Here is a 13,797-nt window from a genome sequence, read left to right on the forward strand (position 1 = left end):
GCTCCGATCTCCCCCATGTATATTTTTTTCGCCAACATTCATATTAAGGGTGAGGGATTTTTGCAGAAAGGAGCTCACTTTCATGAACAAATGCCTACCGCTCCTCTTGCTCAGTTTTCTCGTTCTTGGTTCCTGTGCCCCTCAAGAAACCAGCCCCCCTCCCCCGGATTATGACGAAACGAAAAAGATGGTTGTTGACATTTTAAAAACCGACGAGGGGAAAAAGGCGATTCAAGATATTATGTCGGAAGATCAGATGAAGCAGCAACTAGTCATAGATCAAAAAGCTGTAAAAGAAACACTGCAACAAATGCTGACATCCGATCAAGGAAAAAAGTTCTGGGAAAGTGCGTTAAAAGACCCGAAATTCGCTGAAAGTTTTGCCAAAGGGCTGCAAGCAGAACATGAAAAAATGATGAAGGCGCTCATGAAAGATCCCGATTACCAGGCGCTGATGATCGATATTTTAAAAGATCCAGAAATGGAAAAAGCCATGGTCGATGTCTTAAAAAGCAAAGAGTTCCGCCAGCATTTGCAAAAGGTGATCACGGAAACGTTGAACAGCCCGCTGTATCAGGCGAAAATTCAAGATATGTTGATGAAAGCAGCTGAAAAGGTTCAGCAAGGCGGAGAAAAACAAGACGAAGAAGGAGGGGAAGGGGGAGAGGGGGAAGAAAGCACCGGCAACCAACAAGGCGGAGGAGGTTAATCAAGCAAAAAAGCGTCCGTGCGCTGAAAACCGCCAACGCTCTAATCGGCGGTTTCTCGCCATCGGACGCTTTTTGTGACACCGATTACTATTTCGCAACGATTTTGCGGGCGATATCCATATAAATTTTCCCGATCGGATGATTTTCTGCGTAAACGGACGGAGCGAAGTCGTCGTCGTTCCAATCTGGCTGCTGAAGCGGCAGCTGCCCTAACAGCTCGGTTTGCAGCTCTTTGGCCAGCTTTTCTCCGCCGCCCTTGCCGAAGACATACTCCCGCTCCCCTGTTTTCCGGCTCTCGTAGTACGACATATTTTCGATCACGCCGATAATTTCATGTTCGGTGCGCAACGCCATTGCCCCAGCGCGGGCAGCGACAAACGCAGCGGTCGGATGCGGAGTCGTGACGATAATTTCTTTGCACGACGGCAAGAGCGTATGGACGTCCAAGGCGACGTCGCCCGTACCAGGCGGCAAGTCAAGCAGCAAGTAATCCAAGTCTCCCCATTCGACCTCTTTGAAAAAGTTGTTCAACATTTTCCCAAGCATCGGGCCGCGCCAAATGACCGGGGCGTTGTCCTCGACGAAAAAGGCCATCGAAATGACTTTTACGCCAAACCGTTCGACCGGGATGATTTTGTCGCCCCTCACCGTCGGGCGCTCGGTGATTCCCATCATGTCCGGAACGCTAAACCCATAAATGTCCGCGTCAATCAACCCGACTTTTTTGCCGAGCCGGGCGAGCGCGACCGCCAAATTGACGGAAACGGTCGACTTGCCGACGCCGCCTTTGCCGCTGGCAATGGCGATATACGTCGTTTTTTGCTTGTTTTCGCTATATTTCTCCACCACGTCGCGCGGCAGTTCCGCGAACCGCAGCCCGACCGTCGCAGCGCCCGCGTCTTTCAGCTGCTGGACGAGCGCCATTTGCACGCGAAGCTGCTCGGGCGTTCCGGTTTTGGCGAGCGCGATTTTCACGCTGACATGGTTTTTCTCTTCCTTAATTTTGATTTCTTGGATGGCATTCGTCTCTTTAAACGTTTTGTTTAAAAAGGGATCTTTCATCTTTTCAAGAATGGCGCGCACTTCAGTTTCCGTCAACATCGTATTCACCAACCCTTTTGCAAATCAATGGTCCTTTCTACGTGTTATCATACCATAAATCGGCAGACGGCCGCCATGTTTGACTTGCTCCCGCATGTCCCACGGTCGAAAAGGGGGAATTTCGAATTCCTTTTGGCGAAACAAGGCCAGTCGGCTGTCTGTCTCCTCTGTTCCGACCTTAAAAAATCCCCGCTACTCGCGAGGCGTATGTTCATTGGAAAAGTAGCGGAGCACTCCTTTATAAATCGAGGCGGCCAGCTTCGTTTGGTAGTGATCCGATACAAGCAGCTCTCGCTCATCGGGATTCGACAAAAACCCGACCTCGACAAGCGCACCGGGGATTTTGGCATGCTTGAGCAAATAAACGGTATCAATCATTTTGGCCAGCCGATGAGTATTCTCCAAATTGCGCCGCAATTCCGCTTGGATAAATCTTGCCAGCCGCTCGTTTTCGATGAAAGACCCGTAATAAAACGTCTGCGCCCCTTGCCAGCGCGGCGACGGGATGGCGTTGAGATGGATGCTGATGAAAAGATCGGCATTCGATCGGTTGACGAAAGCCGTTCGTTCGAGCAAATCCTCCGTTTTCCGCCGGCTGTAGCCGCGTGTGGACGGGCTGGCCAAGTCCCGATCTGTCTCGCGCGTCATTAGGACGAGCGCCCCCTGCTGTTGCAGATAATCGCGCAACTTTTTCGCTACGTTGAGCGCGATGTCCTTTTCCACCACCTCACCGCCGACGGCGCCGCCGTCCGGCCCACCATGGCCGGGATCCAATATAATGATTCTCCCTGATAATGGGAGATTCCACGGTTTGGTTGATGTCAAATCGGAAAAGAAAGACGGAAATAGCAAAGTGCTCATAAGGGCGACGGCAGCAAAAGCGACCAGCCACTTCCATTTTTCTCTCATTGTTTCTCCTCCCGCACGTTTCCCTTCTCTATCTTATATGGGACAAGGCGCGGGAATAGAACTCATTCAGCGAAGTTTTAGACGACGCCGTTTTTTGCCCCGCTCAAATCCTTCCGTCCACCAGTTGCCGATATATTGTTCACATGCGTCATACAGCGACTGGCTGAGGAAATCGTCGTCGATATGGCCCCAAAAGCAAAGAAAATCAAACAGCGTATCGATCAAATATTTTTCTTCTTGAGCACATCGACAGCGTACGCTGGCCGCCGGCTCCCCATAATAGCCAAATCGGCTGTAGCGAGCGCCGAGCAAATACGCTTCAATGGCCAGATCCATGCAGCCTTCCTCCACAACGGATGGGAACATCCGATACGCCGTATAAAACGGAGCAAAGTGCTCAAGCGCTTTGGTCCGTAACTTCTCAAGCGACAGTTCGCGCAACATGTTCCGTTCATAGCGAAGCTGCTTTTCCTGCCTTTTTTCCGCCAATGAAGTGATGACTGTCATCGTCTTTCACGCTCCTTTACGATGTAGTGTCTAACGATCGCTCACAATCATACGCGCGGGCGAAAGGCAGAAATAAGCAAAAAACCCAGCCAAATCGGCTGGGTTGGAACATCACGCGATTAACGTTTCGAGAATTGCGGAGCGCGGCGGGCGCCTTTGAGCCCGTATTTTTTGCGTTCTTTCACGCGGGCATCGCGCGTCAGCAAACCGGCCCGTTTCAGCACCGTGCGGAATTCCGGATCGACTTCCAGCAACGCACGGGCGATGCCATGGCGAATCGCACCGGCTTGGCCGGCAAATCCGCCGCCTTGGACGTTCACCAAAACGTCGTAGCTGCCAAGCGTTTCCGTCAGTACGAGCGGCTGTTTGACCATTTCGATGAGCGCTTCCGACGGAATGTACTCGCGAATGTCACGTTTATTCACAATGATGCGGCCATCGCCCGGGACAAGGCGGACACGGGCGACCGAGCTCTTGCGACGACCTGTGCCGTAATATTGTACTTGTGCCAAAATCATACCCTCCCTTATGATTATCCGCGAAGTTCATACACTTCTGGTTTTTGTGCTTGATGCGGATGTTCGCTTCCACGGTAAACGTGCAACTTTTTGAACATTTGCCGGCCAAGGCTGCCTTTTGGAAGCATGCCGCGCACCGCACGTTCGATCATTTGTTCCGGGTAGTTCGTACGCATTTCCAGCGCTGTTCTTACTTTTAAGCCACCCGGATATAAGCTGTGGCGATAGTACAGTTTTTTCGTCAACTTTTTCCCCGTCAGTTCGACTTTGTCCGCATTGATGACGATGACGTGATCTCCGCAGTCAACGTGCGGAGTGAACGTCGGTTTATGTTTGCCGCGCAACAGCGCCGCTACTTCGCTGGCTAAGCGGCCTAACGTCTTGCCAGCTGCGTCGACAACGTACCATTTACGCTCTACTTCATTCGGTTTCGCCATATAAGTCGTACGCAATGCAGTTCCCTCCTAAAATAAAAAAATGAACAAACAAATGGTCGTTTATTTCAACACGATTATGGTCCGGGGCTAATCGTGGAAAATACATGCCATATGATATAATAGCTTGCCGGCGCGCCAATGTCAAGAAGATGTTACACAAGGACTCGTTGCCTTAAAAAGCCGGGGAAAACCATCAGCCATCCGCCAATGATTGGACCAAACATTCATCCTCATAGTATACGCGCCATAAATACAGCCCTTCGGCCGGCGCGGTTGGACCCGCGAGGCGCCGATCTTTCGCCGCAAGCAGTGTCGAAATGTCGGCGGGAGAACGCTTCCTTTGGCCGATCTCCAACACCGTACCAACGATAATGCGCACCATGTTGTACAAAAAGCCGCTGCCGACAAACCGAAACTCGAGCATCGGGCCGTCGACCTTCACTTCAGCCCGATACATGGTGCGCACCCGGTCTTCGATCGACGTTTTGGCGGAACAAAAGCTTGTAAAATCGTGCGTTCCATGAAGCAAACGAAGCGCCTCGTTCATCGCGCTGATATGAAGCGAATATGGATGCCATGCACAATAATGGCGGCGAAACACGTCGCGCTCGGCAGCCGTCCATACTTTATAGCGGTATTCTTTCGCTTTCGCCGAAAAACGGGCGTGGAAATCTGCATCGGCCTCCTGTACAAAGCGAACGACGATATCATCCGGCAGCTGGGCGTTCAACGCCTTTTTCCACTGCTCCGAGGAAAGGGAAAGCGGCGTATCAAAGTGGATCACTTGGCCATAGGCATGAACGCCGGCATCCGTCCTTCCGGAAGCCGTTACACGCACTTTTGTCCCTTTATGCATCCGCCGAAGCACTTCCTCAAACTCGCCTTGCACCGTCCGCTTTCCCGGCTGGATTTGGTAGCCGGAAAAGTGGGTGCCGTCATAGGCAATGATGCATTTGATCCGTGTTGTCATGGCCTTCCTCCGCTATGAGCGTAATAGACAAAGCAATGCAAAAAGCAACGCCACGGCCGCTAAAAACACGGTGTCCACCGGCTTCCAAGCGAGCTGGCGGAATTTCGTCCGCCCTTCCCCGCCGCGGTAGCCGCGCGCCTCCATAGCTGTCGCCAGCTCATCGGCTCGTTTGAACGAGCTGATAAACAGAGGCACAAGCAGTGAGACAATGGCTTTCATCCGTTCGGAAAAACGGCCGCCAGAAAAATCAACGCCGCGGGCCGCCTGTGCTTTCATAATTTTTTCCGTCTCTTCCATCAATGTTGGAATGAATCGAAGCGAAATGGCCATCATCAAGGCGAGCTCATGGACAGGAACGCGCATCTTTTTGAGCGGCCCAAGCAAACTTTCGACGCCATCGGTCACTTCAATCGGCGTCGTCGTCAACGTCAACATCGTCGTCATCCATACAAGGAGCAAAAACCTTAGGGAAATAAAGGCCCCTTGCTTGATGCCGCCTTCATATACAGAGAGCGGACCGATTTGGCAGATGACGTCTCCTTCCTTCGTCATGAAGAGATGCAACAGCAATGTAAACAACACAACCCATAAAATCGGTTTCAAGCCGCGGGCAATGAACGAAAACGAGATGCGAGACAGCGCGGCAAAGGCAAACGCAAACAGCGACAGCAGTGCATAGGTCACCGCATTGTTTGCCAAAAAGACGATCAGGACGTAAGCAAACACGATCAATAGTTTGGCGCGCGGGTCTAAGCGATGAATGACGGAATGACCAGGCACATATTGGCCGATAATCAAATGATTCGTCATGGACGCTCACCTTTGACGAACAATTGCTCGATGGCTTCCGCTGTCTGTTCCAACGTCAAGCATGGCGACGGAATGACAACACCGAACCGCTTTTCAAGCTGCTGTTTCAATTTGACCGTTTCCGGCACGCTCAAACCGATGGCAGTCAATTTGTCAGCGTCTCGAAAGATCTCTTCCGGCGTTCCGTGGCCCCATACCGTTCCTTCATGCATGACGATGATTTCATCGGCGTACCGGGCGGCGTCCTCCATGCTGTGGGTGACGAGGACCGTCGTCAACTGCTTTTCCCGATGGAGGCGATAAAACATCTCCATCATCTCTTTGCGCCCGCGCGGATCAAGGCCTGCGGTCGGTTCATCGAGCACGAGCACTTCCGGCTCGAGCGCGAGCACGCCGGCGATGGCGACGCGCCGCATTTGCCCTCCGCTCAAATCAAACGGCGATCTCACCAATACGTCTTCACTCAATCCGACGAGCTTAATGAGCTCCCGCGCCTTCCGCTTCGCCTCGTCTTCCGGCACGCCAAAATTGAGCGGGCCAAAACAAATATCTTTCTCCACCGTTTCTTCAAACAACTGGTGCTCCGGGAACTGGAAGACGACCCCGACCTTTTTGCGCAGCGGTTTCAGCTGGTTTGGCCGCTTATGGCTCGTGATCGTCTCTTCGCCGATCTTCACCGCGCCGCTTGTCGGCTGCAGCAACCCGTTTAAATGCTGAAGGAGGGTCGATTTTCCTGAGCCCGTATGCCCAACCACGGCGACGTACGCCCCGCTTCGGATGGCGACATTGACATCATAGAGCGCCCGACGGGCAAGCGGTGAACGGGCGTTGTACACATGCTCTACTTTTTCGAATACAATGTCCATAGCTCCTCGACCAACTCCTCTGTCGTAAAATACCCAATCCGAAGCGGAATGCCTCGTTCCCGCAAACGGCTGCCCATTTTCACGGCAAACGGCAAATCAAGACCGATGCGTTCGAGCTTGCTTCCCAGCCGAAAGATTTGCTCCGGCGTCCCTTCTGCCATCACTTCGCCTTTGTTCATCACAATGAGGCGGTCCGCCTTCGCTGCCTCTTCCAAATCATGGGTAATGGACAAGACGGTAATGCGCTGCTGGCGGTTCAGGCGGCGCACCGTCTCCAGCACTTCTTCCCTTCCACGCGGGTCAAGCATCGATGTCGCTTCGTCCAAAATGATCATATCGGGGCGGAGCGCCAAAATGCCCGCGATGGCGACGCGCTGTTTTTGTCCCCCAGACAACCGATGCGGTTCATAATGGAGAAACGGCTCCATATGGACTTGGCGAATGGCCTCGCGAATGCGCTCGACCATTTCCAAGCGCGGAATGCCGTTGTTTTCGAGGGCAAAAGCGATGTCGTCTTCCACGGTCGCACCGACAAACTGGTTGTCCGGGTTCTGGAACACAAGGCCGACGCGGCGGCGCACTTCCCAAACGGTTGCGTCGTTCAAAAGGCGTCCAAACAAGCGAATGGCGCCCCGCTCGGGCCGAAGCAAGCCGATCAGCATCCGAGCGATGGTCGATTTGCCGGATCCGTTATGGCCGACGATCGCCAACCATTCCCCGCGCTCGGCCGTGAAGCTGACGTTTTGCACCGCATAGTCGGATTGATTTGGATAGCGAAAGGACACTCCCTCGATCGACAAGATTGGTTCGGCCATGATCGTTTCCCCTTGCTTCGCCGCGTTGTAAACGCAGCCTGCTAAATGATGGTAAACAAAAAAAGGGCATAGATCCAGTTCAAACGAAACTGTCTCGCCCTTGTTGAAATGAAACCGTTACACGAGTTCAATAATGACCATCGGCGCCCCGTCACCGCGGCGAGGACCAAGTTTCATAATGCGCGTATAGCCGCCTTGGCGATCTTGGTAGCGCGGCGCAATGTCACTAAACAGTTTTTGCAGTGCATCTTGGCCGGTTTCGCTGTTGGCGACCTCTTTGCGAATGAATGCCGCTGCTTGACGGCGGGCATGCAAATCGCCGCGTTTGCCGAGCGTAATCATTTTTTCCATGACCGAGCGCAGTTCTTTCGCCCGCGCTTCCGTCGTTTCAATGCGTTCGTTGATGATTAAGTCTGTTGCCAAGTCGCGAAGCAGTGCTTTTCGTTGCGAAGTCGTGCGTCCTAATTTTCTGTACGACATCAAATGTCCCTCCCTTTTAAAGTGATGTGTTCCTCATGGTGGTCATCATCAAAGCGATATGGTGAAAGTGTGCTTCCAGCTTGCCGACGGAGGACGGCGCTTAGTCGTCTTTACGCAGGCTGAGGCCAAGCTCAGCCAGTTTCGCTTTCACTTCCTCAAGCGACTTGCGGCCGAGGTTGCGCACTTTCATCATATCTTCTTCCGTTTTTTGCGTCAGTTCTTGAACGGTGTTGATGCCGGCCCGCTTCAAGCAATTGTAGGAACGAACCGAAAGATCGAGCTCCTCGATCGTCATTTCGAGCACTTTTTCTTTTTGATCGTCCTCTTTCTCGACCATGATCTCCGCATTTTGCGCTTCATCCGTCAAGCCGACAAAAATGTTCAAGTGCTCCGTTAAAATTTTCGCTCCAAGGGAAATGGCCTCTTTCGGCCCGATGCTTCCATCCGTCCACACATCAATGGTCAGCTTGTCATAGTCCGTCACTTGGCCGACCCTTGTATTCTCAACTTGATAAGAAACTCGGGAGACCGGCGTATAAATGGAATCGATCGGAATGACGCCGATGGGCTGGTCTTCGCGCTTATTCGCCTCAGCAGGAACATATCCGCGCCCTCGCTTGGCGGTCATGCGCATGCGCAGGCGGCCGCCTTCCGCCAGCGTCGCGATATGAAGATCCGGGTTTAAAATTTCGACATCGCTGTCGTGAGTAATATCGGCAGCCGTGACAACTCCTTCACCCTGCACATCAATCTCCAACGTTTTCTCTTCGTCTGAATAAATTTTCAACGCTAGTTTTTTGATATTCAAAATGATGGCTGTCACATCTTCCACGACGCCGTCAATCGTGGAAAACTCATGCAAGACGCCGTCGATTTGCACCGATGTTACAGCTGCACCAGGGAGTGAAGACAATAGGATACGACGCAAGGAGTTCCCTAAGGTTGTACCATATCCACGCTCAAGCGGTTCGACGACGAATTTGCCATATTTGGCATCTTCGCTCAGTTCGACCGTTTCAATTTTCGGCTTTTCAATTTCAATCATCGATTATTATACCCTCCTTCAAAACGTCGAGACCCCGATCAAACGGTACACGCCTACCAACATTCCCCCATGAATCTCTCTTTACGCTTGCCTGTCATGGTCTTTATCATATCCCATTATTGACAACGGCGCAAATTCTATACAGGGGCGTTATACGCGGCGACGTTTTGGCGGACGGCATCCATTGTGCGGGATTGGAGTGACGTCTTTGATCGCCGTGATTTCCAACCCGGCTGCTTGCAATGCACGGATCGCTGCCTCGCGGCCAGCCCCCGGACCTTTGACGTTCACTTCGACCGTTTTCATGCCATGCTCCATCGACGCTTTCGCTGCTGCTTCAGCCGCCATTTGCGCCGCAAACGGCGTTGATTTGCGCGAACCTTTGAACCCCAGCGAACCAGCGCTCGCCCAAGCAATGGCGTTGCCATGAACGTCCGTAATCGTCACGATCGTGTTGTTGAACGTTGAACGGATATGGGCGATGCCTGTATCAATATTTTTTCTTACCCGGCGTTTACGAGTGTTTGTTCTGCGTGCCATTCGTCAAATGACCTCCTTTGCATGATTATTTTTTCTTGTTCGCTACCGTGCGGCGCGGACCTTTGCGGGTGCGGGCATTGTTTTTCGTGTTTTGGCCGCGAACCGGCAATCCGCGGCGATGGCGAAGACCACGATAGCAGCCGATCTCCATCAAGCGTTTAATATTCAGCGATACTTCACGGCGCAAATCGCCTTCTACTTTTAAGCGGCCGACGATCTCACGAATGCGGCTAAGCTCTTCTTCCGTTAAGTCGCGGACGCGCGTGTCTTCCGATACGCCAGCTTCTTTTAAGATTTTTTGTGCTGTCGGTTTGCCGATCCCATAAATGTATGTTAACGAAATGACGACCCGTTTATCACGCGGAATATCGACACCTGCAATGCGTGCCATATGATACACCTCCTTAGAAATTACCCTTGGCGTTGTTTATGTTTCGGATTTTCGCAAATGATCATGACTTTGCCCCGTCTGCGAATAACTTTGCATTTTTCGCAAATCGGTTTGACAGATGGTCTTACTTTCATGTTGTTTACCTCCCTATTGAACGGAGTGCATTCCTTTTATTTATATCGATACGTGATCCGTCCACGCGTCAAATCATACGGCGACAGCTCCACCGTCACCCGGTCGCCAGGCAAAATGCGAATGAAATGCATGCGGATCTTGCCGGATACATGAGCCAACACTGTGTGCCCATTTTCTAATTCTACACGAAACATCGCATTTGGCAATGTTTCGATGACGGTGCCTTCCACTTCAATTACATCATCTTTCGCCATCGAGCGGCTCTCCCTCCTTCGAATGAGTAACATTGTGTTGCGCAAAACCGAACGTGATATCCATGATGATCGAGAAGACGTTTACCCCTTCCCACTTATGAAGTGGGAGATTCATTTCCACCATGTGTTAAAATTTCATAGCCATCTTCTGTAATGACAATCGTATGTTCGAAATGGGCGCACCGTTTTCCATCGGCCGTGACGACGGTCCAATCGTCGGCCAACGTTTTCACGTAACGGCTGCCAGCATTGACCATCGGTTCGATGCACAGCGCCATCCCTGGCCGCAAAATCGGTCCTTTGTTCGGTGGCCCATAATGTGGGATTTGCGGGTCTTCATGTAAGTGTTGACCAATTCCATGCCCGACATACTCGCGAACAACGGAAAAGTGATGCGCTTCGACATACGTTTGAATCGCATGGGAAATGTTCGTTAAACGAGCGCCCGGTTTTGCCTCGGCGAGCCCGACGTACAGTGATTGCTCTGTCACGTCAAGCAACCGTTTCGTCTCGGCGTCGATCTCCCCAACCGGATACGTCCAGGCGGAGTCGGCGTGATAGCCTTCATACTGCGCGCCGACATCGATCGTAATAATATCGCCTTCCCGCAATGCACGGCCGCTGGGAATCCCGTGCACAAGCTCTTCATTCACCGAGGCGCAAATGCTCCCTGGAAACCCTTGATACCCTTTAAACGACGGAATGGCGCCATGGGAACGAATCACTTCCTCCGCGATGGCGTCCAGTTCCTTTGTTGTGATCCCGGGACGAATGTGCTTTTGCAATTCTTTCAATGTAAGGGAAACGATTTTTCCCGCCTCGCGCATCAAAGCAATTTCCTGCGCGGTTTTGCAACGAATCATCGAGCAAGTCCCCCGAGCACTTCACAAATATCAGCAAACACCTTTTCCATTTCCTGTTCGCCGTTAATGTGGCGCAAATAGCCTTTTTGCTCGTAAAAGTCGAGGAGCGGCTTCATTTGTTTCCTATTCACCTCAAGCCGATTGGCCACCGTTGCTTCATTATCATCGGGGCGCTGGTACAGATCGCCACCACATTTATCGCATACGCCCGGTTTCGCCGGCGGATGAAAAACGAGATGGTACGTTGCTCCGCAGTTGCGGCAAATACGTCTGCCGGTCAGGCGCTCCATTAAGACCTCTTGGCGAACGTCGATATGGATGACATAGTCAAGCTTGCGCCCGATTTCCGAAAGCAACCTCTCAAGCGCTTCTGCTTGGGCGACCGTGCGCGGGAATCCATCGAGCAAAAAACCGTGTTGGCAATCGTCTTTGCTCAGCCGTTCTCGGACGATGCCGATCGTCACCTCATCCGGCACAAGGTCGCCGCGGTCCATATACTGCTTTGCCTGCAACCCTAACGGCGTCCCTTCTTTGATCGCCGCTCGAAACATATCTCCCGTTGAAATATGCGGAATTCCGTAAGCCTCGACAATTTTCCCGGCCTGCGTGCCTTTGCCGGCACCCGGCAGCCCCATCAGCACTAAATTCATCCTAACTCCCCCTATCGGCAAGGGACGTCCGTTCTTGCCTTCTTTATTTGATGAATCCACGGTAATGGCGTTTCACCAGCTGGCTCTCAAGCTGTTTCATCGTCTCAAGCGCCACGCCGACGACAATAAGCAAGCTCGTACCGCCGATTCGTGCGGAAGACGGCAAGTTGGCAAAGTTCACAAAGAACACCGGCAGCACAGCGACAACCGCCAAAAAGATTGATCCGACCAGCGTCAGCCGGTATAAAATTCTCGTCACGTACTCTTGTGTATTTTTCCCAGGGCGAATACCTGGGATGTAGCCGCCTTGTTTTTTCAAGTTGTCCGCCATCTGCTCCGGATTGACTTGAACAAACGCATAAAAGTACGTAAACGCGATGATGAGCACGACGTAAATGATCATCCCAACCGGGTGCGTATAATCAAACGTTCGGCGAATCCACAATGTTACATCATTCGTGCCAAAAAACGATGCAATGGTCGGTGGTGCAATCAAAAACGATACAGCGAAAATGACCGGAATGACTCCCGCTGGGTTCACTTTGAGCGGCAAATGAGTCGAGTGGCCGCCCACCGGGCTTCGGCCCTCAAGCCGCTTTGCGTATTGAATCGGAATTTTCCGGAACGCCTGCTGGATGTAAATGACACCAACGATGACGGCAACGACCGCCAACGCCACAAGCAGGAGCCGGACGATGCGCAAAAACACATCTTCCCCGACATTTTCAAACTGTTGGGCGTAAATTTGGTTCAAGACCGTCGGAATGCCTGAGACAATCCCGGCGAAAATAATGATCGAAATGCCATTGCCCACGCCTTTCGCGGTGATCTGTTCGCCGAGCCACATTAAAAATGCGGTGCCGGCGGTCAAGACAACCGCGATCAACAAATACGTGCCGATGCCCGGATTTCGAATGAGCATCCCGCCAGCCAAGTTGTTAAAGCCGTACGACATGCCGATGGCTTGGATAAATCCGAGCACGACCGTGAAATAGCGGGTAAACTGAGCTAATTTACGCCGCCCAACCTCTCCTTGCTTCGACCACTCCGTAAATTTGGGAACAACGTCCATTTGCAGCAGCTGGACGATAATCGATGCCGTGATATAGGGCATAACCCCCATGGCAAAAATCGAAAAGTTTCGCAGCGCCCCGCCGCCGAAAATGTTCAGGACGCCGAATGCATTCAATTCATCTTGCAGTTTTAACACATCCGCGTTCACGCCCGGAACAGGGATGAACGTTCCAATGCGGAACACGATCAACATAAGAAGAGTGAAAATAATTTTGTTTCGAATATCACTGACGCGCATAAAGTTGGAGATTGTCCGAAACATTAAATCACCTCAGTTTTACCGCCAGCCGCCTCAATGGCCTCTTTCGCCGATGCCGAGAACTTATGCGCTTTGACCGTCAGCTTTTTCTCGATTTGGCCTTTGCCCAAAATTTTCACACCCGATTTCAACTTGCTGATGACGCCCGTCTCAAGAAGCAATTCCGGCGTCACTTCCGTTCCGTCTTCAAAACGATTCAGTTTTTCCAGATTCACAACCGCATACTCTTTCCGATTGATGTTCGTAAATCCTCGTTTCGGCAAACGGCGGAACAGCGGAGTTTGACCGCCTTCAAACCCAAGACGAACTCCTCCACCTGAGCGAGCATTTTGACCTTTTTGACCGCGGCCGGACGTTTTGCCGTTGCCCGAACCGATCCCGCGGCCGACGCGCACAGCTTTCTTTCGGGATCCCGGCGCTGGTTGCAATTCATGAAGTTTCATGGCAAAGCACCTCCTTATGA

Annotated in this window: 20 protein-coding genes; 1 reads left to right on the forward strand and 19 read right to left on the reverse strand. The window is 52.0% G+C overall.

The window, feature by feature from the left end; genetic code table 11:
* Positions 1 to 82 precede the first annotated feature (82 nt).
* Entirely contained in the window at positions 83 to 709 is a 627-nt protein-coding gene (gene gerD / locus B9L19_RS17700; RefSeq protein WP_025950574.1) for a spore germination lipoprotein GerD, read from the forward strand.
* Between the two features lie 88 nt (positions 710 to 797).
* Here gerD and B9L19_RS17705 read toward each other — a convergent pair whose 3' ends face one another.
* The 19 genes from B9L19_RS17705 to rplO form a co-directional block, all read right to left on the reverse strand.
* The gene (locus tag B9L19_RS17705) at positions 798 to 1,811 is read right to left on the reverse strand and encodes an Mrp/NBP35 family ATP-binding protein (protein WP_047752415.1); all 1,014 of its coding nucleotides are present in this window, start codon (positions 1,809 to 1,811) and stop codon (positions 798 to 800) included.
* 192 nt (positions 1,812 to 2,003) lie between these two features.
* Positions 2,004 to 2,720: an N-acetylmuramoyl-L-alanine amidase CwlD gene (gene cwlD, locus B9L19_RS17710; RefSeq protein WP_047752416.1), complete on the reverse strand. Its 717-nt coding sequence runs from the start codon at positions 2,718 to 2,720 to the stop codon at positions 2,004 to 2,006.
* A 66-nt stretch (positions 2,721 to 2,786) separates the two neighbouring features.
* Positions 2,787 to 3,227, reverse strand: coding sequence for a YbaK family protein (locus B9L19_RS17715; RefSeq protein WP_025950571.1), 441 nt, complete (start codon positions 3,225 to 3,227; stop codon positions 2,787 to 2,789).
* Between the two features lie 119 nt (positions 3,228 to 3,346).
* The gene (gene rpsI, locus B9L19_RS17720) at positions 3,347 to 3,739 is read right to left on the reverse strand and encodes a 30S ribosomal protein S9 (RefSeq protein ID WP_025950570.1); all 393 of its coding nucleotides are present in this window, start codon (positions 3,737 to 3,739) and stop codon (positions 3,347 to 3,349) included.
* 20 nt (positions 3,740 to 3,759) lie between these two features.
* Positions 3,760 to 4,197, reverse strand: coding sequence for a 50S ribosomal protein L13 (rplM, locus tag B9L19_RS17725; protein WP_011229651.1), 438 nt, complete (start codon positions 4,195 to 4,197; stop codon positions 3,760 to 3,762).
* Between the two features lie 178 nt (positions 4,198 to 4,375).
* The gene (gene truA / locus B9L19_RS17730) at positions 4,376 to 5,152 is read right to left on the reverse strand and encodes a tRNA pseudouridine(38-40) synthase TruA (protein ID WP_025950569.1); all 777 of its coding nucleotides are present in this window, start codon (positions 5,150 to 5,152) and stop codon (positions 4,376 to 4,378) included.
* 12 nt (positions 5,153 to 5,164) lie between these two features.
* Positions 5,165 to 5,962, reverse strand: coding sequence for an energy-coupling factor transporter transmembrane component T family protein (locus B9L19_RS17735; protein WP_047752417.1), 798 nt, complete (start codon positions 5,960 to 5,962; stop codon positions 5,165 to 5,167).
* Positions 5,959 to 6,828 carry an energy-coupling factor ABC transporter ATP-binding protein gene (locus B9L19_RS17740; RefSeq protein ID WP_047752418.1) on the reverse strand — a complete coding sequence of 290 codons (870 nt, stop codon included), beginning with the start codon at positions 6,826 to 6,828 and terminating at the stop codon, positions 5,959 to 5,961. The genes B9L19_RS17735 and B9L19_RS17740 overlap by 4 nt, the downstream gene beginning before the upstream one ends.
* On the reverse strand, positions 6,804 to 7,643 hold the full coding sequence (locus tag B9L19_RS17745; protein ID WP_014194604.1) for an energy-coupling factor ABC transporter ATP-binding protein: 840 nt from the start codon (positions 7,641 to 7,643) through the stop codon (positions 6,804 to 6,806). Before B9L19_RS17745 ends, B9L19_RS17740 begins: the two co-directional genes overlap by 25 nt.
* A 117-nt stretch (positions 7,644 to 7,760) precedes the next feature.
* The gene (gene rplQ / locus B9L19_RS17750) at positions 7,761 to 8,123 is read right to left on the reverse strand and encodes a 50S ribosomal protein L17 (protein WP_011229646.1); all 363 of its coding nucleotides are present in this window, start codon (positions 8,121 to 8,123) and stop codon (positions 7,761 to 7,763) included.
* Positions 8,124 to 8,223: 100 nt separating this feature from the next.
* Positions 8,224 to 9,168: a DNA-directed RNA polymerase subunit alpha gene (locus B9L19_RS17755; protein WP_011229645.1), complete on the reverse strand. Its 945-nt coding sequence runs from the start codon at positions 9,166 to 9,168 to the stop codon at positions 8,224 to 8,226.
* A gap of 150 nt (positions 9,169 to 9,318) precedes the next feature.
* Positions 9,319 to 9,708: a 30S ribosomal protein S11 gene (gene rpsK, locus B9L19_RS17760; RefSeq protein ID WP_011229644.1), complete on the reverse strand. Its 390-nt coding sequence runs from the start codon at positions 9,706 to 9,708 to the stop codon at positions 9,319 to 9,321.
* A 25-nt stretch (positions 9,709 to 9,733) separates the two neighbouring features.
* Positions 9,734 to 10,099 (reverse strand): 30S ribosomal protein S13, encoded by a 366-nt coding sequence (rpsM, locus tag B9L19_RS17765; RefSeq protein ID WP_015373728.1) that lies wholly within the window; start codon positions 10,097 to 10,099, stop codon positions 9,734 to 9,736.
* A gap of 20 nt (positions 10,100 to 10,119) precedes the next feature.
* Positions 10,120 to 10,233, reverse strand: a complete 114-nt coding sequence (rpmJ, locus tag B9L19_RS17770; protein WP_011229643.1) for a 50S ribosomal protein L36 — start codon at positions 10,231 to 10,233, stop codon at positions 10,120 to 10,122.
* A gap of 36 nt (positions 10,234 to 10,269) precedes the next feature.
* Complete coding sequence (gene infA, locus B9L19_RS17775; RefSeq protein ID WP_011229642.1) at positions 10,270 to 10,488, reverse strand: translation initiation factor IF-1; 219 nt, start codon at positions 10,486 to 10,488, stop codon at positions 10,270 to 10,272.
* 95 nt (positions 10,489 to 10,583) lie between these two features.
* On the reverse strand, positions 10,584 to 11,351 hold the full coding sequence (gene map, locus B9L19_RS17780; RefSeq protein ID WP_015373727.1) for a type I methionyl aminopeptidase: 768 nt from the start codon (positions 11,349 to 11,351) through the stop codon (positions 10,584 to 10,586).
* Positions 11,348 to 12,001 carry an adenylate kinase gene (locus B9L19_RS17785; RefSeq protein WP_025950564.1) on the reverse strand — a complete coding sequence of 218 codons (654 nt, stop codon included), beginning with the start codon at positions 11,999 to 12,001 and terminating at the stop codon, positions 11,348 to 11,350. Before B9L19_RS17785 ends, map begins: the two co-directional genes overlap by 4 nt.
* Before the next feature lie 43 nt (positions 12,002 to 12,044).
* Positions 12,045 to 13,337, reverse strand: a complete 1,293-nt coding sequence (secY, locus tag B9L19_RS17790) for a preprotein translocase subunit SecY (protein WP_012820491.1) — start codon at positions 13,335 to 13,337, stop codon at positions 12,045 to 12,047.
* Positions 13,337 to 13,777 (reverse strand): 50S ribosomal protein L15, encoded by a 441-nt coding sequence (gene rplO / locus B9L19_RS17795; protein ID WP_011229638.1) that lies wholly within the window; start codon positions 13,775 to 13,777, stop codon positions 13,337 to 13,339. The genes secY and rplO overlap by 1 nt, the downstream gene beginning before the upstream one ends.
* Positions 13,778 to 13,797 lie beyond the last annotated feature (20 nt).

The organism is Geobacillus thermocatenulatus (assembly GCF_002217655.1).
Taxonomy (GTDB): Bacteria; Bacillota; Bacilli; order Bacillales; family Anoxybacillaceae; genus Geobacillus; species Geobacillus thermocatenulatus.

Coding starts and splice junctions, on each gene's coding strand:
- map (WP_015373727.1), bottom strand. CDS start 11,351: ATGATTCGTTGCAAAACCGCGCAGGAAATTGCTTTGATGCGCGAGGCG.
- B9L19_RS17745 (WP_014194604.1), bottom strand. CDS start 7,643: ATGGCCGAACCAATCTTGTCGATCGAGGGAGTGTCCTTTCGCTATCCA.
- rpsM (WP_015373728.1), bottom strand. CDS start 10,099: ATGGCACGCATTGCAGGTGTCGATATTCCGCGTGATAAACGGGTCGTC.
- gerD (WP_025950574.1), top strand. CDS start 83: ATGAACAAATGCCTACCGCTCCTCTTGCTCAGTTTTCTCGTTCTTGGT.
- infA (WP_011229642.1), bottom strand. CDS start 10,488: ATGGCGAAAGATGATGTAATTGAAGTGGAAGGCACCGTCATCGAAACA.
- B9L19_RS17705 (WP_047752415.1), bottom strand. CDS start 1,811: ATGTTGACGGAAACTGAAGTGCGCGCCATTCTTGAAAAGATGAAAGAT.
- B9L19_RS17735 (WP_047752417.1), bottom strand. CDS start 5,962: ATGACGAATCATTTGATTATCGGCCAATATGTGCCTGGTCATTCCGTC.
- B9L19_RS17755 (WP_011229645.1), bottom strand. CDS start 9,168: ATGATTGAAATTGAAAAGCCGAAAATTGAAACGGTCGAACTGAGCGAA.
- B9L19_RS17740 (WP_047752418.1), bottom strand. CDS start 6,828: ATGGACATTGTATTCGAAAAAGTAGAGCATGTGTACAACGCCCGTTCA.
- rpsK (WP_011229644.1), bottom strand. CDS start 9,708: ATGGCACGCAGAACAAACACTCGTAAACGCCGGGTAAGAAAAAATATT.
- cwlD (WP_047752416.1), bottom strand. CDS start 2,720: ATGAGAGAAAAATGGAAGTGGCTGGTCGCTTTTGCTGCCGTCGCCCTT.
- B9L19_RS17785 (WP_025950564.1), bottom strand. CDS start 12,001: ATGAATTTAGTGCTGATGGGGCTGCCGGGTGCCGGCAAAGGCACGCAG.
- secY (WP_012820491.1), bottom strand. CDS start 13,337: ATGTTTCGGACAATCTCCAACTTTATGCGCGTCAGTGATATTCGAAAC.
- rplO (WP_011229638.1), bottom strand. CDS start 13,777: ATGAAACTTCATGAATTGCAACCAGCGCCGGGATCCCGAAAGAAAGCT.
- rpmJ (WP_011229643.1), bottom strand. CDS start 10,233: ATGAAAGTAAGACCATCTGTCAAACCGATTTGCGAAAAATGCAAAGTT.
- B9L19_RS17715 (WP_025950571.1), bottom strand. CDS start 3,227: ATGACAGTCATCACTTCATTGGCGGAAAAAAGGCAGGAAAAGCAGCTT.
- truA (WP_025950569.1), bottom strand. CDS start 5,152: ATGACAACACGGATCAAATGCATCATTGCCTATGACGGCACCCACTTT.
- rplQ (WP_011229646.1), bottom strand. CDS start 8,123: ATGTCGTACAGAAAATTAGGACGCACGACTTCGCAACGAAAAGCACTG.